Source organism: Nocardia terrae, from assembly GCF_009760405.1.
In the GTDB taxonomy this organism is placed as follows: domain Bacteria; phylum Actinomycetota; class Actinomycetes; order Mycobacteriales; family Mycobacteriaceae; genus Nocardia; species Nocardia terrae.
This window is the reverse complement of sequence record NZ_WRPP01000001.1, coordinates 1390660-1414699: the sequence shown is the minus strand read 5'-3', so window position 1 is coordinate 1414699 and position 24040 is coordinate 1390660. Positions and strand designations below refer to the sequence as shown.

The following is a 24040-nucleotide window of genomic DNA, read 5'->3' as shown; positions in this document are numbered from 1 at the left end:
GCTTCGCAGACTCGGGATATGACCACGGCAACCGAACGCACAATCCAAGTCCCCCAATCGGATACGACACCGGATCCGCGTCGTTGGCGGGTGCTGGCCATCGCGGGAATCGCTCAGTACCTGGCCATCCTGGATCTGTTCGCGGTGATCGTCGCCTTCCCGGCGTTGCAGCAGTCCTTCGGGAACGCCTCGACCGGCGCGGTGTCGTGGACGTTGAACGCCTACACGATCGTCATGGCCGCCCTGCTGGTTCCGGCCGGTCGGTTCGCCGACGACACCGGCCGCAAACGCGGATTCCTCACCGGCATAGCGCTGTTCGGCCTGGCCTCCATCGCCTGCGGCCTCGCCCCGAACCTGACGGTCCTCATCGTCGCCCGCGTGGCACAGGCCGCGGCCGCCGCCCTACTCATCCCCACCGGGCTCGGCCTGGTGCTGCCGGTCTTCCCCAAGCGCGAACACGCGACCGTCATGGGCATCTGGACCGCCATCGCGGCGGCGGGCGGCGCGAGCGGACCGGTGATCGGCGGGCTGCTGCTGCAGGCGGGGTGGCGCTGGATCTTCCTGCTCAACGTCCCGTTCACGGTGGTGGCCTTCGCCTTCGGACTGACAGTGCTGCCCGACATCCAGCAGCGCGCCGACCGGCGACTGGATCTGCTCGGCGCGACCCTGATCCTCGGTGCGACCGCGGGCTTCACCACGGTGTTCGTGCAGGCCACCGACTGGGGTTACGCCGCACCCGCGACACTGGCCTGCCTGCTCGTCGCCATCGCCCTGACCGCCCTGTTCGTCCTGCACGTGCGCCGTCACCCCGATCCGGTGGTGAGCCCGGTCATCCTGCGGCACAAGCTGTTCCGCACCGCCACCCTCGGCGTCTTCTGCTACTACCTGGCCTTCGCCGCGATGATCCTGGAGGCCACGCTGTTCATGACCGAGGAATGGCATTACTCGACGCTGCGGGCCAGCCTCGGGGTCGCCGCCATGCCGATCAGCTGCCTGGTGCTGTCGCCGTTCAACGGCCGGTTCGTGGCCCGTTTCGGCGCCCGCGCCTCGGCCGCGCTGGGCGGGGCCGCCATCGCCGTGGGCTGCGCCTGGTGGGTGCTGGCCACCGGTTTCTCGGATTCGTACGCGGTGGTGATGATCCCGGGCGCGCTGCTGGCCGGAGCCAGCACGGCCCTGCTCCAGCCACCGTTGTTCGGGGCCTCGACCCTGCTGCCCGCCGACCAGATCTCGCTGGGCTCCGGCACTTTGATGATGGCCCGCCAGACCAGCTCGGCCCTGGGCGTCGCCATCCTGACCGCCGTCCTCGGCGGCGCGGCCACCCGCACCATGACCGAGTTCCGCGCGGGCTGGATCTTCATGGTCGCCGCCGGTCTGGCCGCCATGGTCGCCGGACTCGCCTACCGGCCGGACCGCGCGGCAGCCTGACCACCCCCATCGGCTACGAAAAAGGCCCGGCGGCAACCTGATCCGGTTGCCGTCGGGCCTGCACGGACGTTTCTCAGTCCTCGCCGAACAGCCGGCGGCGCTGCTGCTCCTCGGCCTTGGCCTCGGCCAGGCGGCGCTGTTCCTCGGCGGCCAGGTGCAGATTCGTGCGGGCCCACACCACCCGGATCCAGTGGAAGGTCAGCACGATGCAGGCGATGGTGGCGACGATCAGGCCGATGGCCGGGCCCGCACCGTGGTAGTTGCCGAGGCCCGGCGTCTGCCGATGCCAGATGGACAGCACACCGAACACGCTGGCGATGGCCGTGCCCGCCACCGCGATCCAGGCCAGCAGCCAGCGGCGGGTGATCAGCGCCAGCAGCGAGAAGCCGATGCCGAAAATCGTCATGAACCACACGAAGACCCGCGAGGGCAGACCGATGTGATCACCCTGGGCGACGGTGTCGAACAGCAGCACGTCGAACCCGCGGGTCTTGCCCGCGTGCGGCAGCACCAGCGACAGCAGCAGCACGAACACCGACCCGGCGACGACCATGGCACGCATACCCGGGTCGATCTCCCCCGCGATCTTGCGCTCGACGGCCTCGAGGTCCGAACGGAACTGCTCGAAGTCCTGACTGTTCTCCGCGGCCTTCATGCTCTCCTCGTTCGCCTCTGGGTTCTCATCCGACTCGGTCGGTTCTGCCTGCGCTGCTACATCTTCCGCATGCTCCGGATCTTCCGGCCGCTCGGCAGGCTCGTCCGGGCCGGTGGGCTGCTGCTCGGTCATCTCGCTCGCGATCCTCGCTCACGCCATGGTTTCTCGAAGGCCGGCACAGCGCTCCCGCACCGCCCTGCTTACTCGGCGGCGTGCGACCCGGAACCTCCCACAGGCGATCCCTCCCGCACGTACCCCAACGCATCCTGCCCTATGACGCCGCGTAGTAAACCACCACCCCGCCCCGGTGCCGTCGAGTGGCACACCATGAAGGGGATTTGCCCGAATTCCCCTCGATGATGCGCCACTCGACGCATGCATGCGTGCCGAGCGCGGGCCGGATCGGCGCGGACCGTGTCGACCGGGCCGACAGCCGGCCGCTCATCATCCCGGCACAGCCCACTCGCCAACCCGGCACAGCCCACTCGCCATCCCGGCGTGCTTTTGGCCGAGATCCACACCGGGCAGGGTGGATTCCGGCCAAAAGCACGCCGGAATGACGGGGTTCGATGACGAGGAGTCAGTCGCCGCAGGCGGAACCGCAACCCGCTGCGGCGGTCTCGGCGAGCACCGGCGCGCCGATTCTGGGCAGGCCCAGGCCGACGCCGATGGGGGCGGTCTTGGGGGTGATGCCTGCCTCGTGGGCGTCGCCGGCGCGGGTGCGGCGGTGGGTCAGGACCTCGGCGTCGGCGATGAGGTAGTGGGGGGCCGCGCCGGTGACGTCGATGGTGATGACGTCGCCGGGGCGAATCTCGGTGCCGGGGGCCGGGTTCAGGGGCGGGCGGAAGTGGACGAGGCGGCCGTCGCGGGCACGGCCGGACATGCGGGCGGTCTTGTCGTTCTTCTTGCCCGCGCCCTCGGCGACCAGGAGTTCGACCGTGGAGCCGATCAGGGCCTGGTTGCCTTCGAGGGAGATCTGCTCCTGCAGTTCGATGAGCCGGTCGTAGCGTTCCTGCACGACCGCCTTGGGCAGCTGGTCGGGCATGGTGGCGGCCGGAGTGCCGGGGCGGATCGAGTACTGGAAGGTGAAGGCGCTGGTGAAGCGCGCCTGGCGCACCACGTCCAGGGTGGCCTGGAAGTCCTCCTCGGTCTCGCCGGGGAAGCCGACGATGATGTCGGTGGTGATGGCGGCGTGCGGCATGGCCGCGCGCACCTTCTCGATGATGCCCAGGAACTTGGCGCTGCGGTAGGAGCGGCGCATGGCCTTGAGCACCCGGTCCGAACCGGACTGCAGCGGCATGTGCAGCTGCGGGCACACGTTCGGGGTCTCGGCCATGGCCTCGATGACGTCGTCGGTGAACTCGGCCGGGTGCGGGGAGGTGAAGCGCACGCGCTCGAGGCCCTCGATGTTTCCGGTGGCGCGCAGCAGTTTCGCGAACGCGCCGCGGTCGCGCTCCTCGGTCGGGTCGGCGAAGGAGACGCCATAGGAGTTGACGTTCTGCCCGAGCAGCGTCACCTCCATCACGCCCTGATCGACCAGCGCCTGCACCTCGGCGAGCACGTCACCGGGGCGGCGGTCGACCTCCTTGCCGCGTAGCGACGGCACGATGCAGAAGGTGCAGGTGTTGTTGCAGCCCACCGAGATCGACACCCAGCCCGCGTAGGCGGACTCGCGCTTGGCGGGCAGGGTCGACGGAAACGCTTCCAGCGCTTCGATGATCTCGACCTGGGCCTCCTCATTGTGGCGGGCCCGCTCCAGCAGCACCGGCAGCGAGCCGATGTTGTGGGTGCCGAACACCACATCCACCCAGGGGGCCTTCTTGACCACGGTGTCGCGGTCCTTCTGGGCCAGGCAGCCGCCGACGGCGATCTGCATGCCCTCGCGCGCGGCCTTGATGGGCGCGAGGTGCCCGAGGGTGCCGTACAGCTTGTTGTCGGCGTTCTCGCGCACCGCGCAGGTATTGAAGACGACCAGGTCAGCGGTATCGCCGGCCACTGCCTTGACGTATCCGGCGTCCTCGAGCAGACCCGAGAGGCGCTCGGAGTCGTGCACGTTCATCTGGCAGCCGAAGGTGCGGACCTCGTAGGTCTTGGCCGGGGAATTCACCCAACCAGGGTAATGCGTCACTCGCGGAGGTCATAAACCCGTCATGGACACCGTCTCCCCAGCGTGACCGGCGTCTCGGTTGCGGCACAGTGAGACGGCGACAATCCAAAAACAAGCAATTCGGTCACAAGATATATAGGGTCACTGGTCATGACCGACGTGGCCGATTCCATCAGCACTTCCGCGCCGATGATCTCGATGCGGAATGTGGACAAGCACTTCGGCTCGCTGCACGTATTGCGTGACATCAATCTCGAGGTGCCCAAGGGGCAAGTCGTGATCGTGGTGGGACCCTCGGGCTCCGGCAAGTCGACCCTCTGTCGAACCATCAACCGGCTCGAAACAATCGATTCCGGTGAGATCGCTGTCGATGGCGTGAAGCTGCCCGACGAGGGCAAGGCGCTGGCCAGGCTGCGCGCCGATGTGGGCATGGTGTTCCAGCAGTTCAACCTGTTCGCACACAAGACGATTCTGGAGAACGTGATGCTCGCGCCGGTGAAGGTGCGCCGCATCGACAAGACCAAGGCCCGCGCCCGCGCACAGGAACTGCTCGAGCGGGTCGGCATCGGCAACCAGGCCGACAAGTACCCGGCGCAGCTGTCGGGCGGACAGCAGCAGCGCGTGGCGATCGCCCGCGCGCTCGCCATGGACCCCAAGGTCATGCTGTTCGACGAGCCGACCTCCGCGCTCGACCCGGAGATGGTCTCCGAGGTGCTCGACGTGATGGTGCAGCTGGCCAAGGACGGCATGACCATGCTCGTCGTCACCCACGAGATGGGTTTCGCGCGCCGGGCGGGCAACCGGGTGCTGTTCATGGCCGACGGGCAGATCGTCGAGGACACCGCGCCGGACACCTTCTTCACCGCGCCGAAATCGGATCGCGCCAAGGACTTCCTGGGCAAGATCCTCTCCCACTGACCCACTCCACTAGGGAAGACATCCCGCACTCCACGAGAGAACAGGACGTTCGATGAGGATCAACCACGCAATCCGGATCGCCGCCGGAGTGGCTGCCCTGGCGCTCGCCGTCACGGCGTGTGGCGGCGGCAGCAACAAGAGCGCCAGCCAGCACGCGGCCGACGGCAAGCTCACCGTCGGCATCAAGTTCGACCAGCCGGGCCTGGGCCTGCTCAACAAGGACGGCAGCTACAGCGGTTTCGACGTCGACGTCGCCAAGTACGTGGCCGACAAGCTGGGCGTGAAGCCGGAGAACATCACGTTCAAGGAATCGCCGTCGGCGCAGCGCGAGACGCTGATCCAGAACGGGCAGGTCGACATGGTCGTGGCGACCTACTCGATCACCGACGCGCGCAAGGAGAAGGTCGACTTCGCGGGGCCGTATTTCATTACCGGCCAGTCACTGCTGGTGCGGTCCGACAACACCGACATCACCGGGCCGGAATCGTTGAACGGCAACAAGAAGCTGTGCTCGGTCAAGGGTTCCACCCCGGCGCAGAACCTCAAGGACAAGTACGCGCACGAGGTGCAGCTGCTGACCTATGACACCTACTCGCTGTGCGTGGAGGCGCTGAAGTCGGGCACGGTCGACGCCGTCAGCACCGACGACATCATCCTGCGCGGTTACGCCGCGCAGTCGCCGGGTGCGCTGAAGGTGGTCGGCAACACCTTCACCACCGAGAAGTACGGCATCGGCGTGAAGAAGGGCGACACCGAATCGCGCAACAAGATCAATGACGCGATCGAGGCCATGATCTCCTCCGGCGCGTGGAAGGCGGCCCTGGACAAGGAGTTCGGCTCCACCGGCTTCCAGGCTCCCGAGCCGCCCAAGGTCGACCGGTACTGATCCACGGACGCGCGCCGGGTGATGAATCGCCCGGCGCGCTTCGTTTTCCGATCGGAGGAATGGGGCAGTCGTGTTCGACTTGATCTCCCGCTATCACACCCAACTGCTCGATTCGTTCTGGGTGACCATCAAACTGACGCTGTTCTCGGGGTTGTTCGCGCTGATCATCGGCACCCTGGTCGCGGCCATGCGAGTCTCGCCGATCCCGATCGCGCGATGGCTCGGCACGTTGTACGTCAACATCATTCGCAATACGCCGCTCACGCTGATCCTGGTGTTCTGCTCGATCGGCCTGTACTCGACGCTCAAGCTGAAGCTCGCGCCCGAAGGCCCGGACACCCTCACCGAGAACGCTTTTCGGTGGGCGATCGTCGGATTGAGCGTCTACACCGCGGCTTTCGTGTGCGAGTCACTGCGCTCGGGCATCAATACGGTGCCGTTCGGGCAGTCCGAGGCCGGGCGCTCGCTCGGGTTCACCTTCGGGCAGAACCTGCGCTATGTGGTGCTGCCGCAGGCATTCCGGGCCGTCATCGCACCGCTGGGCAGTGTGTTCATCGCGCTGACCAAGAACTCGACCGTCGCCTCGGCCATCGGCGTCGGTGAGGCCGCGTTGCTCATGTGGGACATGAACGAGAACGAGGCGGCGGTGCTGAACATCGGCGCGATCTTCGCGCTCGGATTCGTCATCTTGACGCTGCCCACCGGCCTGTTCTTCGGGTGGCTGGCCAAACGATTCGAGGTGAAGCGATGAGCGCGGCGTCCGTTCTCTACGACGCGCCCGGACCCCGCGCGCGGATGCGGTACCGCGTCTACTCGGTGATCACGGTGATCATCGCGGTGGCGGTGCTGTGGTTCGTCTACAAGGGATTCGCCGACAAGGACCAGTTCACGGCCGAGAAGTGGAAACCCTTCACGGAACCGGACATCTGGAACACCTATCTGCTGAAGGGCCTGCGCGGCACCCTCGAGGCGGCCTTCCTGTCGATCGTGCTGGCCATGGTCTTCGGCATGATCTTCGGTGTTCTGCGGCTGTCGGATCATCGCGTGGTCCGCTGGGTGGCGGGGTTCGTCGTGGAGATCGCGCGGGCCATTCCCGTGCTGGTCCTGATGATCTTCCTGTACTACCTGTTCGGCCAGCAGCAGATCTTCCCCTCCGAGCAGCTGGCGCTGGGGGCCGTGGTGACGGCGCTGACCATCTACAACGCGTCGGTCATCGCCGAGATCGTGCGGTCGGGTATCCGCGCGCTGCCCAAGGGACAGGCCGAGGCGGCGGTCGCGCTGGGCATGCGCAAGACCCAGGTGATGGTGTCGATCCTGCTGCCGCAGGCGATCACGGCCATGCTGCCCGCGCTGATCTCGCAGATGGTGGTGGCGTTGAAGGACTCGGCGCTGGGCTACCAGATCACCTATCTGGAGGTCGTGCGCTCGGGTACCCAGCTCGGTGCGGCGGAACGCAATCCGATTCCGTCGCTGATCGTCATCGCGGCCATCATGATCACGCTCAACTACCTGCTGACCGTGGTCGCCACGCGCGTCGAGAAGTGGCTGCGCACCCGCAAGCGCGGCTCGCGGGCCGTGGTGTCGGCCGGCACCGTCACCGCTCCCCCGGGCATGGACGTGGTCCTGCCCACCCAGAGCACGAAATGAGCCGAGGTCCCGGTTCGGGAGCCGTCGCTCCCGAACCGGGACCGGGCATTCCGGGAATGCTCACCCGACCTGCGGACAAGTCGTCACTTCGGCTCGCATACTGGAAATCATGAACGAAGACGACAGCGCTCGAAGAGAATTCGTCTTCGGGCTGTTCTTGACGACCGTCCTCGCCCCGCTGCTCGCCGGGCTCACCGCCTTCGCCGCCGGCGTCGGAGCGGTTTATCTCTCCGACGGCCTGTCCCGGCTACGCGGCCGTCACCGCGACAGACAGGCCGATCAGGTCCCACTGTCCGCACCGCGCATGGCCACCCACCGCGCCGTCCGGCGCGCCGACAACCGCCATGCCCGCCGGGCCCTCGCCAATCGCCGCCCCGGTGGCGTGCTGCACTGAGCCCGCCGTGCGCCGAATCAGTCCACCGGCCAGGGCATTCGAGTTTCGAGTCGATCACGCTGCTCGGTCAGGCGTGCGATGCGCGCGTTGAGCAGCGCGACCCGGGGGCCCGGATCTCCTCCGCGACCATCTGCGTCGCCGACGCTGAGCATTGCCGTATGCGTGAAGGTCAAGCCGGAGGGGGCGGCACCGTGCTGTCTGCGCGCACTTCGAGGTGCTCTCGGAGACCCATCCTGATGGCGATCTCGACCGGTGAGTACGCGCCGTCGGGACGGTCGATCTCCAGTGGCACAGCGGGTTTCAGGGTGGGGGTGGCCATGAAGCGCGGGGTGGTGCCGCGGTGACGCTGGGCGGCGTGGATCAGGAAAGGGTGGCACAGGTAGATGTCGCCGGCGCGGCCGGTGGCGTAGGCGATCGGCGCGGCGGCGGTGGCCTCGAGGACTCCCGTCTCGCCGATGCGGGTGGCGTCGATGCCCGCCTCGCCGTAGCGGTATAGACAGGCGGGGACGGCCCGATGCGAGCCGACCCGCATCCGGGTCGGCGCGTCGACATCGGTGACATCGGTGAACAAGACGAACAGGAACAATCCGCGCGCCCGGGAGCGGTAATTGGTGAACGAGTGACCTTTCCAGCCCCCGGGGAGATAGCTGCCTTCGAAGTGCCAGTAGTCGTCGTGGGGAGGGTCGGGGTGCGGGAAACGGACGGGGACGGGGCCGAGCCGGGAATCGGGTATCCAACGGCCCGGGCCGACCAGTCGGTCGAAAGCCTGCTCCAGCAACGGCATTCGGGCGATGGTGCGGAACGGCTCGATGTCGTGGCCCGGTAGCCGCACCAAAGGTCTGGTCCACGTCGCCGGGTCGTCGGGGTCGCATCCGGTGTCGCGCCAGAGCATCTCCACGCAGCGTCGCGCAGTCGCCCGGGAGAAGACCGACTCCAGGCGGATGAATCCGTCCTGGATGAATCTCTGCTCCCGGGCCGTACTCACCGCGCCGATTCCCGCGTTCGGGGTCGGCCGAAGGGTCGCCGGGCCCGGTCACGCTCGGCGCGGCGGGCGATATTCGCGAACTGCCGGGTCTGCATCGTCCAGTGCATCGGCGGATAGACGAAATAGTCGCCGAGGGCCCACAGCAGGCGAGGGCGGCCGGATTGATATCCGCTCACGACCAGTCGGGTGCGGTCGCCGGGCAGTTCGGTCAGCAGGAAACCCCAGAGGCCCTCGATGTAGATGTGCGGCCGGGCCTCCACCCGCAGGAACGGGCGGCCGCGCAGGTCGCTGCCGCCGTACAGGCCCAGGAAACGCTCCGGTTCCAGCGCCACCACCTCCCACGCGTCGGCGGGGCCGTGCGGCGACCAGACGGTCAGCCAGTCGCTGACCTCGAGCAGCTGCCATTCCGGGTGGATCCAGTCCGCGCTGTGCCTGCCGCCGTTGTCGAGGTGGTCCCAGGAATACCATCCGGCCCGGTCGTAACCCATTTGCACCAGCCACGGCCAGACCTCGCGCGGCGGCGCCTCGATGGTGACCGCCATGGTCGCGGCCCGCTTGCCGTCGGGGATGAAGTCCGCGCCCGGGTACGGTCGCGCCACTTCGTCGTCGGTGGCGCCCCAGCGAATCAGCCTGGGACGCACGAAGATCGCGTAGACAGCGGCGGTCAGGCCCGCGACGGCGACCGGTGAGAACACCCGCATAGGAGGATGGTGACACCGCGCCGGGGCAGGGCCTAGAGACGAAAGACACCGCCCGTGACCCCCAGGTGTAGGTTCTGCGGATCGGGGCATTCGCGGAGAAGAAGGATCTTGTTGAACCCGCTCGGGTGGTGACTCGTATTTCACTGTGGGGCGGGAAAGCAAGATCGCTACATCCGACCGGAGTGGGACCTCATGGCCACCAACGTCACCTACGGACACAGCACCGATCGAGCCGAAGGCACCGATTCCGCCGTCGACGTGGGACTGCTGGTGTTGAGAGTGTTCTTCGGCGGGCTCATGTTCATGCACGGCACCCAGAAACTGTTCGGCTGGTTCCATGGGGTGGGGTGGCATCCGACCACCGTGAGCTTCGACAAACTCGGCTACCACCCCGGCAAATTCTTCGGCACTCTCGCCGGACTGTGCGAGACGACCGGAGGCAGCCTGCTGCTGCTCGGCCTGCTCACCCCGCTGGGCGCGGCCGTCGCGATCGGCACGATGATCAACGCGGCGAACGTGACCTGGCATCACGGGCTCATGGCCTCCGAGAGCGCCCTGATGATCGCCGCGGTCGCGTTCACACTGGCCATCGCGGGCCCGGGCCGATTCTCGCTCGACCACGGCCGGCCGTGGGAACGGCGGGGCGTGTTGTGGGGTGCGGCCGCCTTGACGCTCGGCGTGGTGGCCGCGGTGATCACCCTGGCGTTCAAGTGGAGATAGGCGCGTTCTAGACCGAACCCATATCGGCCGATAGCCACTGCTCCGGCCGCATGAACACCGCGACCTGCTCCCCCAGCGACTCCGCGTATTTCAGGTAGGGCTCCACCTTGTCGGCCGGTAGATAACGGGCGGCCATCTCCCGCACCATCTCATCGGTACCCGCTTCGATCCTGGAGATCGCCCCCTCCGCCGTCACGTACCGAACCGTCGGCGTCAAAACCTGCGCCATGATGCTGAACCGCCCCGCGGCCTCCAACGCCCGAACCTTCTTCGACCCCGCGCTGGTCACCATCCACAACTCACCGCCGGGCGAATACTGATACCAGATGGGCACATTGAGTGGCGCACGCCCGGCCCCCACCGCCACCGCCAGCGCACCGATATGTGGTTGAGCCAGAAATTCCTGTCGTTCCTCCAATGTCAATGCCATACATCCACGCTACGCGGCGGCACCGACAATCAGAGCCAGGCCGCATCGTAGGCCCGGGCGAAGAAATCCCCCAGCTCCCGATCCTCATGGCACCGCTCATAAGCCCGCAACAGCCTGTCCCGCACCGAGTTCCGTCCGATCCAGGATCGAAGTGCGGGAACGAGTCGCCGAGAGATCGAGGCAGCGTTCACGAATTCGGCGAGGTGGAGATCGGGCGCCTCGCCGGGCGTGGCATCCCAGACCGCGAGAAATCGATCCGGAGCCAGGCCCGCCGCGGCCGTCGCCCCGAAGAACCCGGAAACATCCTCGAATCCCCCTACACACGAAGGAAATTCGGCCAGCAACTGTCGCCACACCTGGTCGAGAAGGTTGTCGATGGCCGACTGTTCCTCCGACGGCCAATTCCGCTGAGCCAACTTGCCGAGCACGATCTCGGCATCCAACTCGCGAGTGCCGATCAGCCGTTCGAACAGTAGCGGCAGCAACGCCTTCACATCGCCATCGTCACCGACGGTGTTGCCGAGTTTGATGCTCAGCCAATAGAGGTCGACGTCCGCGACTCGCACCGGCGGTCCGCAATGCGGACAACGTTCGAGGACCGGACGCCGGGGATACCTCCGAAATACCCGCTCGAGCTCCTCGAGTGCGGCCACGATCCTCTCGTCCACACCCCGATTCTGTCAGGCCGATTCCACGGGTGACGTTCGGAACGATCGCTAGTCGAGTTCGGCCTTGACCACCGCGTATGCCACGGACTGGCTGTAGCCTCGGCGGGCCAGCAGGCCGACGAGTCGGTTCATCGCTTTCGCCCGGTCCAAGCCGGCGGGCAGGGTGCGGATCTTCGCGCGGACCAGTTCCGCGGCCCGGGCATGGTCGTGTTCCGCGTCGGCGGGTTCGTCGGGTTCCCGGGAATCGCCCGCACCGGAGGCCATCTCGCGGCTCGATCGGGCGGGCTGCGGAGCGCGGGATGATGCGCCACGCTGGTCGTCGGGGGCCGGGAAGTCGGCGAGTTCGGCGGCGACGACGCGGTAGGCGGTGGCGGAGTCGTAGCCGCGGCGGGCAAGGAGGCCGACCAGGCGGCGGGTGGCGGTGGCCCGGTCAACGGTCGGGGACAGGGTGGGCAGCTTCTTGCGGACCAATTCGGCAGCGGAATCGGCATCCGTGGAAGGGGATTCGCGGTGGGATGCGGCCGGGCGTGCGCTGGTCGGAGCGGCGTCGGCCTCTACGGGTTCACGCTCGGCCGCTGACGTCCGGGGGACCTCGGCACTCACCACGCCGTAGGCGGTGCCGGGGTTGTAGCCACGGCGGGCGAGCATGGCGACCAAACGCCGAACTGCCTTGTCCCGATCCATATCCGACGGCAGTGACGGCAATTTCCGCCGGACCAGTTCAGCCGCCCGAGCGTTCTCGTCCTCGGCCGTCACCGACTCCAACGCAGGCTCGGCATGCTCCGGAGCAATCCCCTTGCGCCGCAACTCCTCGGCGAGGACCTTCTTTCCCTTGCCCCCGTACACATGCCGAGACCGCACCCACTGCCGAGCGAACTCCGCATCATCGACCAACCCGACCTCGGTCAGCCGATCCAACACCCGCTTCGCAACCCCCGCGTTGAACCCCTTCTCCGCCAACCGATCCGCCAACTCGGCCCGACTCCGAGCCCGATCCGTCAACAGCCGCAAACACACATCCTTGGCCTGCGCCTCGGTCCCCCCACCGACCATCCCCTCCGCAGCGGATGCCCCTTCCCCTGCCTGCCGCCCACGCCGACGACGCCCCTGCCGCCCTCGGCCACCCTGCTCCTCCGGCTCATCGCCGTCCTCCCCGGACCCCGAACCGTCCGAGTACGCGCGCTCTTCCGAGTACGCCCGCCCACGCCGACCCCCTCGGCGTCGACGCCCCCCGGCGTCGCCCTCATCGCCATAGTCGCCCGGATATCCCTCCGCCGCACCGGCATCCACTCCCCCGCGTCCCGCCTCGCCCTCACCAGCCGATGACGAGTCCCCGCGACGCCCTCTCCGGCCCCGAGTACGTCCCTCCGTGTACGCACCACCCCGCCGCCTCGCACCGCCTTCCTCGAATTCGCAATCCCCGCCCTCCGCGAAATCCGCCCCAACTCCCCCGCTGCCACGCCGCTCCCCCTCACCTGCAACGTCTTCGCCGGGCTCCTCGAACCCGCTCCTGCCCGCCGGGGACCGCCGAACCTCTGCCCCACCGCCCCGCGGAGCGCCCTCACGCCCGATCGACTCCACGCCCCGACCCCCGGCAGTCCGCCCGGAGTCCGCAGCCGCCGCAGTCGCTTCTGCCAGCGCCGCCCGCGCTGCCCGCAACTTCTCTTCCTTGGTGGCGCCGGGCGAGATCGGGTCGATGCTCCGGTATCCCTCCAGCGCAACCGCATCGACGCCGCCTCGGCGGCTCCCGTTGCGTCCGCGCTCGGTGCGGGGTTCGCTGATTTCCGGGTCGCTCGAGCCCACTCCGCGGGGCGCGCGACGGCCACGCCGTTCGGTGTCCGACGCGCTCTCCGCATTCTTCGCCGCGGCGGTCGCCTCGGCCAGGGCGGCGTGAGCGGCGCGAAGCTTCTCTACCCTGGTGGCTCCAGACGAAATCGGCACGATGCCTGGATCGTTCGACGCGGACCGGTTCTCGACTCGCGGAGCATCTTCAGAATTCGCGCCAGCGCCCGCCCGCTCGCCGGGGGCAGTGGGCGCTTCCTCTCGCCACTGCCCCGGCGGGTGGGCTCGCCCGGTGGACGAACCGCTTTGGGGGCGGGATGAATTCGGCGACGGGTCGTCGGAGGACGGATCAGTACCGCGGTCGCTCGGCGAGGAGTCGGCGGTGGCCGACCGCTCGGTCGTGTGCCAGGTCGAGTGGCCGGTATCGGGTGAAAAATGCTGCGCGGGGCCAGAATCGGCCGGGACGTGGTGCGCCGGGCCGTAGTTCCAGGTGCCTGCGGCGGAGGTATAGGGGTCGGCCGAGTCGCGGCCGAAGAGGTCGTGACTCGGCTCGGGAATCCGGGTCCCGGGGGCCGAGGTGCGGGATGAGCGCTTCGCGGCGCGGGCGTCGGCCGCGGCGAGTTGGCGGCGGAGGCGTTCCACCGCGTCCAGGCGGGGGGTGGGCCCCGGCGAGTCAGGCCGGGGCCCTTCAGGTTCCCGAGGGGTCATCGATCAGAAGTCGGCGGGAGCCTCGTCGGCGGTGACGTCCGCGCCGATGCCGAGCTTTTCCTTGATCTTCTTCTCGATCTCGTCCCGGACGTCGGTGTTCTCGAGCAGGAACTTGCGGGCGTTCTCCTTGCCCTGGCCCAGCTGGTCGCCCTCGTAGGTGTACCAGGAGCCGGACTTGCGGATGAAGCCGTGCTCGACACCCATGTCGATGATCGAGCCCTCCTTGGAGATGCCGACGCCGTAGAGGATGTCGAACTCGGCCTGCTTGAACGGCGGGGAGACCTTGTTCTTGACGACCTTCACGCGGGTGCGGTTACCGACCGCGTCGGAGCCGTCCTTCAGCGTCTCGATGCGGCGCACATCCAGGCGGACCGAGGCGTAGAACTTCAGCGCCTTACCACCGGTGGTGGTCTCCGGCGAGCCGAACATGACGCCGATCTTCTCGCGCAGCTGGTTGATGAAGATGGCGGTGGTGCCCGAATTGTTCAGGGCCGAGGTCATCTTGCGCAGCGCCTGGCTCATCAGGCGGGCCTGCAGACCGACGTGGCTGTCACCCATCTCGCCCTCGATCTCGGCGCGCGGCACCAGGGCGGCGACGGAGTCGATGACGATGATGTCGATGGCGCCGGAACGCACCAGCATGTCGGCGATTTCGAGCGCCTGCTCACCGGTGTCGGGCTGGGAGACCAGCAGCGCGTCGGTGTCGACACCCAGCTTGCGGGCGTAGTCGGGATCCAGCGCGTGCTCGGCGTCGATGAAGGCGGCGACACCGCCCGCGGCCTGCGCATTGGCGACCGCGTGCAGGGCGACGGTGGTCTTACCCGAGGATTCCGGGCCGTACACCTCGACGATGCGGCCGCGCGGCAGACCGCCGATACCGAGGGCGACATCCAGCGCGATGGATCCGGTGGGAATCACCGAGATCGGCTGGCGCGCCTCCTCACCCAGGCGCATCAGCGCGCCCTTGCCGAAGCTCTTCTCGATCTGCGCCAACGCCAGATCGAGGGCCTTGTCACGATCGAAAGCGGGAGGTGCCATCGTCAGTTCCCCTTCTCAACGGGTGTCTCATGCTGTGGTTGGCGCCCACGTTAGAGGGAGGCACCGACAAGTTCCGACGACGAGCTTAGACGAACAGATGTTCGACGCAAGCGACGCGCTGAACGACACGCGAAAGACCTGGTGGCAAACCCTCGGCAAGCGCGATGCCCCTCAGGGCGCGACCGCGATCTTGCGAGCATCGATCAAACTCTGGGACTGCTTGAAGATGCGCAAGGCGGGTGAGACCTCGATGTTGTTGATCCCCGGCAGCGCGCCCAGCCGCTCGGTGACGAACCGATACAGATGGGCGTTGTCCCGGCAGACCACCGAGGCCGTCAGGTTCGCGGGTCCGGTGATCGCGGCCAGATACGCGGTCTCGGGATACTGCGCGAGCGCCATCCCCACCGCCTCCAGGTGCGCCGGGCTCACCTGCATCCACAACAGCGCCCGCGAGGTGTAACCCATGAGTTCCAAGGCGAAGTCGAGATCGAAGTAGAGGACCCCCGAGCCGATCAGTTCGCTCATGCGCCGCGCCACCCGCGTCGCGCTCCATCCGGTGGCGGCGGCCAGTTGCGCGTACGGCGCGCGGCCGTCGCGCGCCAGAATCGCCAGCATCGCCTCGTCCTCGCGGGACAGGGCGACCGGGGCCTCCGGTCCGGCCGGATCCCACATGGGCGGTCGCGGTCCGAGTTCCTCCAGCTGCGCGGGAGTCAGCAATCGGCCGTAGCGCGGCCATTCCTCGGTGAACGGGAACTGCCGCATGACCTCGTACACGCTCAACCCGAGCACGGGCGTCGCGCGCGGAATCATGCGCAGCAGCAACTGATCCCGCCGATCCATCGACCGTGTCCGGCCGACGCACATCACCTCGAACCCGGTGGTCAGCAGCGCCACCCAGCTCAATTCCGGTACCCGGGCCAGGGATTCGGCCAGCGCCACCGCCTTGGCGGGCTCGGAGGTGATGCGCATGATCCAGCGGGGCTGGCCGAGCGGCACGGTATTCACCTGTCCCGCAACGTGAATGATCCCCCGCCCGATCAGCGATCGATACCGCCGCGCAATGGTCTGCTCGGAGACGCCCAGGATCGCCCCCAGCCGCGCGAACGGGATACGCGCGTCGGTGACCAGGCCGTGCACGATCTGCTTGTCGAGCACATCCAAAACGGAGGAATCATCCAACTCTTCCTCGAACATAGGAGGATTCTAGCGCCCTCCGGCGGATAGCTAGGTGGATACAAGCGTATCTCCCATGCTTGGAGACGAAATCGCTCGTTCCACCGGAGGTTCCCATGCGGAAATGGCTTCCCCTGTTCGCGGCCTGCCTGGGCTCGTTCATGCTCCTTATAGACGTCACCATCGTGAACGTCGCCCTACCCGACATCGCCGCCGATCTCGGCACGGGCCTGTCCGGATTGCAGTGGGTCATCGACGGCTACGCCCTGGCCCTGGCCGCCCTGCTGCTCATGCTCGGCTCGCTGGCCGACCGGTTCGGCGCGAAGCCGACCTATCTGATCGGCCTGGCCCTGTTCGCGGCCGCCAGCCTCGGCTGCGGCGTGGCCGGATCGGCGGGCGTCCTGGTCGCGGCGCGTGCCGCGCAGGGCATCGGCGGCGCGGCCATGCTGGCCACGACGCTCTCGCTGCTGCACGCCACCTACACCGGCCGTGATCGCGGAATCGCGTTCAGCGCCTGGGGCGCGGTGTCGGGTGCGGCCGCCGGTGTCGGCGTGGTGCTGGGCGGCGTGCTGACCGATCTGCTGTCGTGGCGGTGGATCTTCTTCGTCAACCTGCCGATCGCCGTACTGGCGATCGCCTTGTCCGCCATCGCTTTCGGGCCGTCGCCGCGGCGCGCGGACCGTCGGGTGGACTTCGGCGGCATGCTGACCTTCACCGTCGCCGCGACGGCGGTGACCTATGGCGTGATCCGAGCGGGCGAGCACGGCTGGGGCGATCGCGGTGCGGCGGTCGCGCTGATCGCCGGGGCGGTCGCACTGGCGGCGTTCGTCGCCGTCGAATTCAGCAGCGCCGCACCGATGTTGCCGCTCCCCCTGCTGCGCAGCGCGGGATTCACCGCCACGCTGATCGCCGCCGCCGGAATGAGTTTCGCCGCGTTCTCCGCGAGTCCGCTGCTGTCGCTGTGGCTGCAGCAGTACCTGCACCTGACCCCGCTGCGGGCCGGGCTGTCCATGTTGCCGATGTCGGTGTGCGCCTTCCTGACCTCGGGCGTCTTCGGCAGGCTGCTGCACGATGTCGCGCCGAGGTGGACCATCGGCGGCGGCCTGGCGGTGATCGGCGCGGGCAGCGCACTGCTGACCATCATCGACACCGGATCCTCCTGGACCGCGACAATTCCCGGCTACCTGGTGATCGGCGTCGGCGTCGGCGTCATGGCCCCGCCGCTGGTGGCGGTGGGCATGGCCGCGGTCCCGCCGCACCAGAGCGGCACCGCCGCGGGCGCGATCAACACCGCACGCCAACTGGGCCTGGCACTGGGAGTCGCCGTGCTCGGCACCGTCTTCCGCAACGCGGGCTCGGGCAAGCCATCCGGCCACGGCTTCGTGGACGGCCTGAACGCCGCGACCTTCGCAGCCGGCGCCACCGGAATCATCGCGGGCGCACTGGTCTTCGCCCTCTACACCCGATCCGCCCGCACCGCCCCCGCCTCGAACGGCCCGATCACCACCCCACCGGAGCCCGCCCACGTCGCCTGACCCACCCTTGGCCGCGCGATGACCAAGATCAGGGAGCTCTCACCGACGAATTCGCCCGAATTCACCACGGTGAGAGCTCCCTGATCTTGTTGTTATTGCAGGGGAAGGGGAGTGTTGAGCTCTGCGGCGGCGCGGGGGCCGAAGATTCGGCGGTGGGATTCGGGGATCGGGGTGTCGTTGATGCTGGCTTCGCGGCGGGACATGCGGCCGTCGGGGGCGAACTCCCAGAGTTCGTTGCCGTAGCTGCGGTACCACTGGCCGTTGTCGTCGTGCCATTCGTATTGGAAGCGGACGGCCATGCGGTTGTTCCGGAAGCCCCAGAGCTCCTTGCGCAGGGCGTAGCCGTTTTCCTTGGCCCACTTGCGCTTCAGGAAGTCGATGATCTCGGCGTGGCCGGTGATGAACTCGTCGCGATTGCGCCAGACGCAATCTTCGGTGTACGCCTGCGCGACCGTCTCGGGATCGCGGGTGTTCCAGGCGTTTTCGGCGGCACGGACCTTGGCCTCCGCGGATTCCATATCGACGAAGGGAGGAAGCGGTGGACGCACGTGTGAACCTTTCGGGGACGGGGATTTCAGGGGTTGGCGGGGAAGAGTTCGGGTTCGCTCCAGCGCAGCGGAGTCGCACCCGAGATCTCGACGACTTCGGTGAGGGTGAAGTCGATGGAGCATTGGGACCCGGCCGTGAACGTGGTTTCGTCCCAGGTTATTTCGGCGGTGCCGGTGAGTTGCAGGGTGACGCCGGTCCGCCAGTCCGGGATCAGCAGCCCGCAGTGCGGGTCGGCCGCGATATTGCCGAGCGTCATGAACATGGAGTTGCCGCGGTAGTCGGGCCAGCGCAGCTCGGTCGGGGAAAGGACCTGCAGGAAGCCGGGATTGCCGCCACGATGGGAGGCGTCGGCATTGCCGTCGGCATCGGCGGAGGCGACGAAGAAGGCGTCGGCGCCGGAAATGAGCTGTTGCTGAGCGGCATTCAGCTCGGAGGCCCGGCGGACGACCGGTGTCTCATCGGTGACCCACTCCTCGACCCCGCGCCGCGAGATGTATTTCGGGCAGTTCGAATACACCTGCTCGGTCTCGATGTGCAGCCCGTGGGCGGCGGGCGCGATCACCCCGTTGACCCGCATCCTGCGCCGCAGCTGGGGCTGCAGCGCGATCATGCCGACATGCCGGGTGCCGCGCAGTGATTCGGCGAGCGGGTCCCCGGCCACCGGCACCGCCTCCACCTCGATGGCCCGCGCACCCGAGGCGTGCACGAATCCGGGCGGGCCGACCAGCTGGCTGGCCCAGATCCGCCCGGCGTCATCGGCGGCAGCCACCACGATCATGGGCTGCTCGGCCAGGAATTCCGCCGCCGCGCCCGGAATATCGGCCCGGATCATCCGGCCGACGCGCTGCGCGATGTGGTCCTGCCCCATCCGCCGCTGCACCGCCAGCTCGCCCGGGTGATAGGCGACACCGCCCGCCGCCGAGCGGCTTTCCGATACCGCGTTCATATGAGCTCCCATCGGGCCGCCCGTCGAAGCGGCCCTCTCCTGCGAATTCCGCTGTTCGCGCTGATATTCCGGCTCAGAAGAATCCGCAGGTGGGCGCGGAGCCGCTCGGCGCGGGCGCGTCCTCGGCGCCGCGTGGCGCGTACACCTCGAGCCGGATGCCGTCGGGGTCGATGAAGAAGATGCCGCCCGAGGCCGCGCCCTCGCCGTGGGCGACGACACCGTCGTGGGCGAAGGCGACCTCCAGCTCCTTCAGTACCGATTCCACCTCCCGCACCTGGTCGATGCCGTCCACCTGGAACGAGAGGTGGTGCAGGCCCGGCGTTTTCGCCGAGAACTCGCCGTCGCTCTGCTGCCACAGGGTGACCTGCAGCTTGCCGTCCCGTCCGAGGAAGGCGAAGCGCTGCGCGCCGTCGCCGCCCGCACCGAGCTGTTCGAAGCCGAGGGCCCGCCGGTAGAAGGCGACCGACCGGTCGAGGTCGGTGACATTGAGGCCGATGTGCCCGGTGGCGAGAACAGGTGCGGTCATGGTGAACCCCTTCGGATGATCTAACCGTCATATTTTGCTTGACTGGTTAGAAGTTAGCGATGCGGAGCACCCACCGTCAACCCTTATAGTTGATTTAGCAGGTTAGAAAGGAGTGGTGGACCCGATGCCAGCGGCGCGACGGTTACCCTCAGGCGTGCCCGATCCACGCCCCCACCTCGGTGAACCGCTCGCCCTGGACCTGCTCAATACCCGCTGGATGACAGCACAGGGCCGCCAGGACCTGCTCGCCGATGTGGCCGGCGTCCGGCGCTGGCTGGCCGACAACGGCCTCGATCTCCCCGCCGACGAGCCGACCCGCCGCGCCCTGGCGACCGCCCGGGACGCGATCCTGCACGCCGTCGAGGGCGATACCGCCGACGAGCTCAATGCCGTACTGGCCCAGGGCCGCATCCGCCGCACCCTCACCCTCGACGGCCCGGCCTCCCTACCCGAGGTGAGCGACCCCGCCCAGCTCCCCGGCTGGCTGGCCGCCGACAACCTGCTCCACCTGCTGGCGAGCACCCCCGACCGCATCAAACAATGCGCCCACCCCGACTGCATCCTCTTCTTCCTGGACACCTCGAAGAACGGCACCCGCCGCTGGCATTCGATGGCCGCCTGCGGCAACCGCGCCAAAGCGACCCGCCACTACGCGAAGAAGACCCGGTCCGATTAGCCCACCGACGAGCTAGCTCACCAACGCGCCTTGGGCACATCGAATTCCGCGCACAGCGCGCGCCAGACGTCCCGGGGATCCACCCCGGCCTCGATGGCCTGCGCGCCGGTCCGCCCCATGGACGGCAGCACATGATCCTTCAACAGCACGTCTCCGCGCGCCGTCCCGAACTCGGTATGCAACAGCTCCTGGAACTCCGTCAACCGCACGGCCGCGAGCCTACCCCGCCCCGCACCGCGCCCCTCAGCTGGCGGCGGCGTGGCAGATCTCGACGGGGTCGGAGACCACCCCGATGCCGGTGGCGGCGGAGCGGGCGGCCTCGGTGTAGGAGGGGTCGTCGAGGATGCGTTTCACCGCGTCCCGGAGGGCTTCGGGGGTGGCCGGGCGGACCAGGATCGAACTGCCTTGGCGGGCGGCGCGATTGGCCAGTTCCCACTGGTCGCCGCCGCCGGGAACGGTGACGATGGGCACGCCCGCGAGCAGGGTCTTGGCGAGCAGGCCGTGGCCGCCGCCGCCGATGACCACCGAGGTGTGGCGCAGCAGTTCGTCCTGGCGGCCCAAACCGGCTGTGGCCCAGGCGGGCAGGTCGGCGGGCGGGGTGTCGAGCAGGGAGACGGCGACGCGGACGCCCGCGCCCTCCAGCGCCTCGAGCGCCATGTCGGCCAGGCCCGCGGTGCCGGTCTGAGCGGTCGAGGGGGCGACCATCACCAGGGGTTCGTCACCGGGCGGCAGCTCCAGAATGTGGTCGGTGGGTTCCCAGAGCAGCGGGCCGACCAGGTGCGCGTTGTCCGGCCAGTCCGGTCGCGGGACCTCGAGGGCGGGCAGGGTCGCGACGAGCCGAGCGGTCGGTCCCGGATCCTGCGGCGGCAGCCCGACGCTCATCCGCGCCTGCTCGCGTTGCAGCTCGCCGCGCCGAATGGCCCGCGAGGTCAGTCCGCGCAGCACCGAATCCCGCGCGCGCCCGCGCACGCCCTCCCCCGCCGCGAGCCCACTTCCGATGGGCGGCAACCCCTTCGACGGCAGGTAGAGCGGATGCGGCGACAGCTCCACCCACGGCAGCTTCAACCGCTCGGCGGCCATGCCGCCCCCGGCGGTCAGCACGTCCGACACCACCAGTTCGGGCAGCATCGCACTCAGATCGGGCAGGATCTCCGTCGAAATGTGTGCGGCCCGTTCATGAATCTTCGACCCGGCGTCGTCATCGTCATCCTGTGCGCGGGGCGCGAGCCCCTTGAGCCGCCGCACCCCGATCCCGGCCTCCCGCGCCGCGTCGAACCAGCGCGGACTGGTGAACAGCACCGGTTCATCCCCGGCCGCCAGCAATCGCTCGCACAACGCAATCGCCGGAAACGCATGCCCGGGATCAGGCCCGGCCACCACCGCTACTCGCACGCCGACAGACTGCCACACCCCGCCGACGCTCTCGGCACCTACCGACCTTGACATCGTCGAAGTAGGCGGCGGTGCCCGCCGCCGAGACCGTCGGCGCGCCTGCCGTGTCGGCGCACCCTTCGCGGTCGACGCAGTGCTTCCAGCGCGCTTTCCGCCCGGTATCGGGCGAACCTCGATGGACCACAGCCGATACGGATCCGGGCCGCGAACATGCCGGGACGTCAGAACGCAGCGGTCCACCGGTAGGCCGCGGCTCGACGACCTCCGATGGGCGGTAGGTCAACCGGCGAAGTAGTAGAGCTCGAAGGCGACCGCGTGGGCGGCGTCGAAACCTTCCTTGGGGCCGGTGGTCATCTCGAGGACGGCACGCGCCTGCGCTTCGACGGGGTCCGAGCTGAGAGCCTCGAGGTAGCGGCGGTGGGCGGTGAGGGACTCGATCGCCACGTCGAAGGTGTCGGTGACGTCGAGGGCGTGGCTGCCTTCGGCGCCGCCACAGACCGCGGCCCAGCGGGCCGACCAGGCGGGCAGGTCGGCCAGCTCGGGGTGGATCCACTCGTTGCCCGCGTCGGAGACGGCGTCGAGGGCGGCGCGGCCGACGGCGCGATGGTCGGCGGAGTTGGCGTAACCGCGGGCCCAGGTGTCGCCGAAGTTGAACAGCACCACCATTTCCGGGCGGTGGCGGCGGATCGCGGCGGCCAGGTCGCGGCGCAGGGCCAGGGATTCCTCGATGCGCCCGTCCGGGTGGCCGAGGAATTCCACCTCGGTGACGCCGACGATCTTGGCCGAGGCGCGTTCCTCGTCCTGCCGCAGCGGCCCCGCCTCGGCGGGCGACAGCCCCGCGATCCCGGCCTCACCGCTGCTGACCAGCACGTAGCGAATGTCCTTGCCCTGCCGCGTCCAGCGCGCGACGGCGGCCGCCGCACCGTATTCGATGTCATCGGGATGCGCGACGATGACGATGCCGCGCTGCCAGTCCTCGGGGAGCTGCTCCATGAGGTCATTCAACCTCACAGCATGGTGAGCACGCCCTCGAACGCCGCCTCGGCCGCCCCCAGCAGCTTCAAATCCGCTCCCAGCCTCGATTTTTCGATGCGCACGCCGCCGAGGGCGCGACTGACCATGCTGCGGCGGCGCACCTGCTCGGCGACGTGGTCGATGGCGCCGTCGGGCAGGGACGTGAACAGGTCGCCGAGCACGACCAGTTCGGGGCCGAGAATATTGACGACATTGACCAGGCCCAGGGTCAGCCAGTCGAGGTATTCGCGCAGCTGAGTCTCCCAATCACCGTGCAGCTCACGCAGTTCGGCGACGATCGCGCCACGGGGGCCGTGCTCGGGCATGCCGAGGGCCCGGCACAGGGCGGCCTCGCCGACCTCGGTCTCCCAGCAGCCCTCGTTGCCGCAGTGGCACATTCGGCCGCCGGGGTTCACGGTCATGTGGCCGATCTCGCCGAGATAGCCCGCCGAGCCGCGTAACAGCGCGCCCTGGGCGATGATCCCGCCGCCGACTCCGACATCGGCGGAGACGAACACCGCGTCGGAGGACCCCCGCCCCGCACCGCGGACATGCTCTGCGAGCGCACCGAATTCGGCGTCATTGCCGACCACGACCGGAAGATTCAGCACCGTGCGCAGCCGCTGCCCCAGCGCCACCTCACCCCAGCACAGATTCGCCGCGGTGTGCACCAGCCCATCGGCCCGCCGCACCACCCCGGGCACGCACACGCCCGCCGCCACCGGACTCAGATCCAGATCCGCCGCCAGCACGGCCGCCGACTCCGCGACGTGGGTGATCACCTCGTCCGGTTCCCGTTGCCGCCCACGCAGATTCCAGCTGTTGCGCCCCAGGATCTGCCCACCGAAACCCACCAGCGCGATACCCGCGTGCTCGACCTGCACATCCACCGCCAGCACCACCGCCGCCTGCGGTTGCGGCAGCACCAGCAGCGACGGCCGACCGGCCCCGCGCGCCAGGCGCGGCACCTTCTCCTCCACCACGCCGTCCTCGGTCAGGCCGTCGACGAGCATCTTGATGGTGGATCGGTTGAGCCCCAGCGCGGTCGCCAGCACCGCCCGGGTGGCGGGGCCTCCGGTGTGCAGCAGCCGCAGGAGGCTGGACCGGTTGAACCGGCGCACCTCGTCCGGTCGGGCGACGGTCATGGACCGGTTTCTACCATTGC

General features: G+C 68.5%; 24 protein-coding genes and 1 pseudogene. 9 read left to right on the top strand and 16 right to left on the bottom strand.

Translation table 11 applies throughout. The features are described from left to right. The first annotated feature begins 18 nt into the window (after positions 1–18). Complete coding sequence (locus tag GPX89_RS06600) at positions 19–1425, top strand: MFS transporter (RefSeq protein WP_157355707.1); 1407 nt, start codon at positions 19–21, stop codon at positions 1423–1425. Between the two features lie 73 nt (positions 1426–1498). On the opposite strand, the gene GPX89_RS06595 is transcribed toward GPX89_RS06600, so the two are convergent. Further along, positions 1499–2080, bottom strand: a complete 582-nt coding sequence (locus GPX89_RS06595; RefSeq protein WP_157387114.1) for an Rv2732c family membrane protein — start codon at positions 2078–2080, stop codon at positions 1499–1501. Between the two features lie 580 nt (positions 2081–2660). Continuing rightward, positions 2661–4187, bottom strand: coding sequence for a tRNA (N6-isopentenyl adenosine(37)-C2)-methylthiotransferase MiaB (miaB, locus tag GPX89_RS06590; protein WP_328601570.1), 1527 nt, complete (start codon positions 4185–4187; stop codon positions 2661–2663). Between the two features lie 189 nt (positions 4188–4376). Between miaB and GPX89_RS06585 the strand changes: the two genes are divergently transcribed. From GPX89_RS06585 to GPX89_RS06565, 5 genes are all read left to right on the top strand, one after another. Further along, complete coding sequence (locus GPX89_RS06585) at positions 4377–5105, top strand: amino acid ABC transporter ATP-binding protein (RefSeq protein ID WP_157387112.1); 729 nt, start codon at positions 4377–4379, stop codon at positions 5103–5105. 52 nt (positions 5106–5157) lie between these two features. After that, positions 5158–5991: a glutamate ABC transporter substrate-binding protein gene (locus GPX89_RS06580; protein ID WP_157355705.1), complete on the top strand. Its 834-nt coding sequence runs from the start codon at positions 5158–5160 to the stop codon at positions 5989–5991. A 70-nt stretch (positions 5992–6061) separates the two neighbouring features. Next, positions 6062–6742: an amino acid ABC transporter permease gene (locus GPX89_RS06575; protein ID WP_328601569.1), complete on the top strand. Its 681-nt coding sequence runs from the start codon at positions 6062–6064 to the stop codon at positions 6740–6742. Further along, complete coding sequence (locus tag GPX89_RS06570; RefSeq protein WP_157355703.1) at positions 6739–7638, top strand: amino acid ABC transporter permease; 900 nt, start codon at positions 6739–6741, stop codon at positions 7636–7638. Before GPX89_RS06575 ends, GPX89_RS06570 begins: the two co-directional genes overlap by 4 nt. Before the next feature lie 109 nt (positions 7639–7747). Continuing rightward, a complete protein-coding gene (locus GPX89_RS06565; RefSeq protein WP_157355701.1) occupies positions 7748–8032 on the top strand; it encodes a hypothetical protein in 285 nt (94 codons plus the stop codon). 169 nt (positions 8033–8201) lie between these two features. On the opposite strand, the gene GPX89_RS06560 is transcribed toward GPX89_RS06565, so the two are convergent. Next, a complete protein-coding gene (locus GPX89_RS06560; protein ID WP_328601568.1) occupies positions 8202–9017 on the bottom strand; it encodes a phytanoyl-CoA dioxygenase family protein in 816 nt (271 codons plus the stop codon). Then, complete coding sequence (locus GPX89_RS06555) at positions 9014–9718, bottom strand: hypothetical protein (RefSeq protein ID WP_198347280.1); 705 nt, start codon at positions 9716–9718, stop codon at positions 9014–9016. Before GPX89_RS06555 ends, GPX89_RS06560 begins: the two co-directional genes overlap by 4 nt. Before the next feature lie 192 nt (positions 9719–9910). Here GPX89_RS06555 and GPX89_RS06550 point away from each other — a divergent pair, with 192 nt between their 5' ends. Next, the gene (locus GPX89_RS06550) at positions 9911–10438 is read left to right on the top strand and encodes a DoxX family protein (protein WP_157355699.1); all 528 of its coding nucleotides are present in this window, start codon (positions 9911–9913) and stop codon (positions 10436–10438) included. A 7-nt stretch (positions 10439–10445) separates the two neighbouring features. Here GPX89_RS06550 and GPX89_RS06545 read toward each other — a convergent pair whose 3' ends face one another. From GPX89_RS06545 to GPX89_RS06525, 5 genes and pseudogenes are all read right to left on the bottom strand, one after another. Then, the gene (locus GPX89_RS06545; RefSeq protein ID WP_157355697.1) at positions 10446–10868 is read right to left on the bottom strand and encodes a pyridoxamine 5'-phosphate oxidase family protein; all 423 of its coding nucleotides are present in this window, start codon (positions 10866–10868) and stop codon (positions 10446–10448) included. 29 nt (positions 10869–10897) lie between these two features. Further along, on the bottom strand, positions 10898–11536 hold the full coding sequence (locus tag GPX89_RS06540; RefSeq protein WP_157355695.1) for a hypothetical protein: 639 nt from the start codon (positions 11534–11536) through the stop codon (positions 10898–10900). A 561-nt stretch (positions 11537–12097) separates the two neighbouring features. After that, positions 12098–12589: pseudogene (recX, locus tag GPX89_RS44350) on the bottom strand (recombination regulator RecX); the annotation flags it as partial. Positions 12590–14029: 1440 nt separating this feature from the next. Next, the gene (gene recA, locus GPX89_RS06530) at positions 14030–15064 is read right to left on the bottom strand and encodes a recombinase RecA (RefSeq protein ID WP_157355693.1); all 1035 of its coding nucleotides are present in this window, start codon (positions 15062–15064) and stop codon (positions 14030–14032) included. Positions 15065–15235: 171 nt separating this feature from the next. Continuing rightward, the gene (locus tag GPX89_RS06525) at positions 15236–16258 is read right to left on the bottom strand and encodes an Lrp/AsnC family transcriptional regulator (RefSeq protein ID WP_157355691.1); all 1023 of its coding nucleotides are present in this window, start codon (positions 16256–16258) and stop codon (positions 15236–15238) included. Between the two features lie 95 nt (positions 16259–16353). On the opposite strand from GPX89_RS06525, the gene GPX89_RS06520 reads away from it, so the two are divergent. Next, positions 16354–17772, top strand: a complete 1419-nt coding sequence (locus tag GPX89_RS06520) for an MFS transporter (RefSeq protein WP_157355689.1) — start codon at positions 16354–16356, stop codon at positions 17770–17772. Positions 17773–17864: 92 nt separating this feature from the next. Here the strand turns inward: GPX89_RS06520 and GPX89_RS06515 are convergent, their stop codons facing one another. The 3 genes from GPX89_RS06515 to GPX89_RS06505 all read right to left on the bottom strand — a co-directional run bounded on the left by GPX89_RS06515 (position 17865) and on the right by GPX89_RS06505 (position 19793). Next, positions 17865–18320 (bottom strand): nuclear transport factor 2 family protein, encoded by a 456-nt coding sequence (locus GPX89_RS06515; protein ID WP_328601567.1) that lies wholly within the window; start codon positions 18318–18320, stop codon positions 17865–17867. Positions 18321–18346: 26 nt separating this feature from the next. After that, positions 18347–19267, bottom strand: a complete 921-nt coding sequence (locus tag GPX89_RS06510; protein WP_157355687.1) for a pyridoxamine 5'-phosphate oxidase family protein — start codon at positions 19265–19267, stop codon at positions 18347–18349. A gap of 73 nt (positions 19268–19340) precedes the next feature. Beyond that, entirely contained in the window at positions 19341–19793 is a 453-nt protein-coding gene (locus tag GPX89_RS06505) for a VOC family protein (protein WP_157355685.1), read from the bottom strand. Positions 19794–19947: 154 nt separating this feature from the next. Between GPX89_RS06505 and GPX89_RS06500 the strand changes: the two genes are divergently transcribed. Beyond that, on the top strand, positions 19948–20469 hold the full coding sequence (locus GPX89_RS06500) for a CGNR zinc finger domain-containing protein (protein ID WP_328601566.1): 522 nt from the start codon (positions 19948–19950) through the stop codon (positions 20467–20469). Between the two features lie 17 nt (positions 20470–20486). Here the strand turns inward: GPX89_RS06500 and GPX89_RS06495 are convergent, their stop codons facing one another. The 4 genes from GPX89_RS06495 to GPX89_RS06480 all read right to left on the bottom strand — a co-directional run bounded on the left by GPX89_RS06495 (position 20487) and on the right by GPX89_RS06480 (position 24020). After that, the gene (locus tag GPX89_RS06495) at positions 20487–20678 is read right to left on the bottom strand and encodes a DUF3046 domain-containing protein (RefSeq protein WP_328601565.1); all 192 of its coding nucleotides are present in this window, start codon (positions 20676–20678) and stop codon (positions 20487–20489) included. Between the two features lie 34 nt (positions 20679–20712). Next, a complete protein-coding gene (locus GPX89_RS06490; protein WP_328601564.1) occupies positions 20713–21861 on the bottom strand; it encodes a glycosyltransferase in 1149 nt (382 codons plus the stop codon). A 279-nt stretch (positions 21862–22140) separates the two neighbouring features. Next, positions 22141–22854 (bottom strand): PIG-L deacetylase family protein, encoded by a 714-nt coding sequence (locus GPX89_RS06485; RefSeq protein ID WP_157355679.1) that lies wholly within the window; start codon positions 22852–22854, stop codon positions 22141–22143. 14 nt (positions 22855–22868) lie between these two features. Continuing rightward, positions 22869–24020 (bottom strand): ROK family transcriptional regulator, encoded by a 1152-nt coding sequence (locus tag GPX89_RS06480; RefSeq protein ID WP_157355677.1) that lies wholly within the window; start codon positions 24018–24020, stop codon positions 22869–22871. Between the last annotated feature and the right edge of the window lie 20 nt (positions 24021–24040).

Excerpts from the sequence above, each read along its gene's own strand:
- GPX89_RS06510 (WP_157355687.1), bottom strand. The coding sequence starts at position 19,267 with ATGAACGCGGTATCGGAAAGCCGCTCGGCGGCGGGCGGTGTCGCCTAT.
- GPX89_RS06520 (WP_157355689.1), top strand. The coding sequence starts at position 16,354 with ATGCGGAAATGGCTTCCCCTGTTCGCGGCCTGCCTGGGCTCGTTCATG.
- GPX89_RS06600 (WP_157355707.1), top strand. The coding sequence starts at position 19 with ATGACCACGGCAACCGAACGCACAATCCAAGTCCCCCAATCGGATACG.
- GPX89_RS06480 (WP_157355677.1), bottom strand. The coding sequence starts at position 24,020 with ATGACCGTCGCCCGACCGGACGAGGTGCGCCGGTTCAACCGGTCCAGC.
- GPX89_RS06555 (WP_198347280.1), bottom strand. The coding sequence starts at position 9,718 with ATGCGGGTGTTCTCACCGGTCGCCGTCGCGGGCCTGACCGCCGCTGTC.
- GPX89_RS06550 (WP_157355699.1), top strand. The coding sequence starts at position 9,911 with ATGGCCACCAACGTCACCTACGGACACAGCACCGATCGAGCCGAAGGC.
- GPX89_RS06545 (WP_157355697.1), bottom strand. The coding sequence starts at position 10,868 with ATGGCATTGACATTGGAGGAACGACAGGAATTTCTGGCTCAACCACAT.
- GPX89_RS06580 (WP_157355705.1), top strand. The coding sequence starts at position 5,158 with ATGAGGATCAACCACGCAATCCGGATCGCCGCCGGAGTGGCTGCCCTG.
- recA (WP_157355693.1), bottom strand. The coding sequence starts at position 15,064 with ATGGCACCTCCCGCTTTCGATCGTGACAAGGCCCTCGATCTGGCGTTG.
- GPX89_RS06585 (WP_157387112.1), top strand. The coding sequence starts at position 4,377 with ATGATCTCGATGCGGAATGTGGACAAGCACTTCGGCTCGCTGCACGTA.
- GPX89_RS06595 (WP_157387114.1), bottom strand. The coding sequence starts at position 2,080 with ATGAAGGCCGCGGAGAACAGTCAGGACTTCGAGCAGTTCCGTTCGGAC.
- GPX89_RS06485 (WP_157355679.1), bottom strand. The coding sequence starts at position 22,854 with ATGGAGCAGCTCCCCGAGGACTGGCAGCGCGGCATCGTCATCGTCGCG.
- GPX89_RS06505 (WP_157355685.1), bottom strand. The coding sequence starts at position 19,793 with ATGACCGCACCTGTTCTCGCCACCGGGCACATCGGCCTCAATGTCACC.
- GPX89_RS06525 (WP_157355691.1), bottom strand. The coding sequence starts at position 16,258 with ATGTTCGAGGAAGAGTTGGATGATTCCTCCGTTTTGGATGTGCTCGAC.
- GPX89_RS06570 (WP_157355703.1), top strand. The coding sequence starts at position 6,739 with ATGAGCGCGGCGTCCGTTCTCTACGACGCGCCCGGACCCCGCGCGCGG.
- GPX89_RS06565 (WP_157355701.1), top strand. The coding sequence starts at position 7,748 with ATGAACGAAGACGACAGCGCTCGAAGAGAATTCGTCTTCGGGCTGTTC.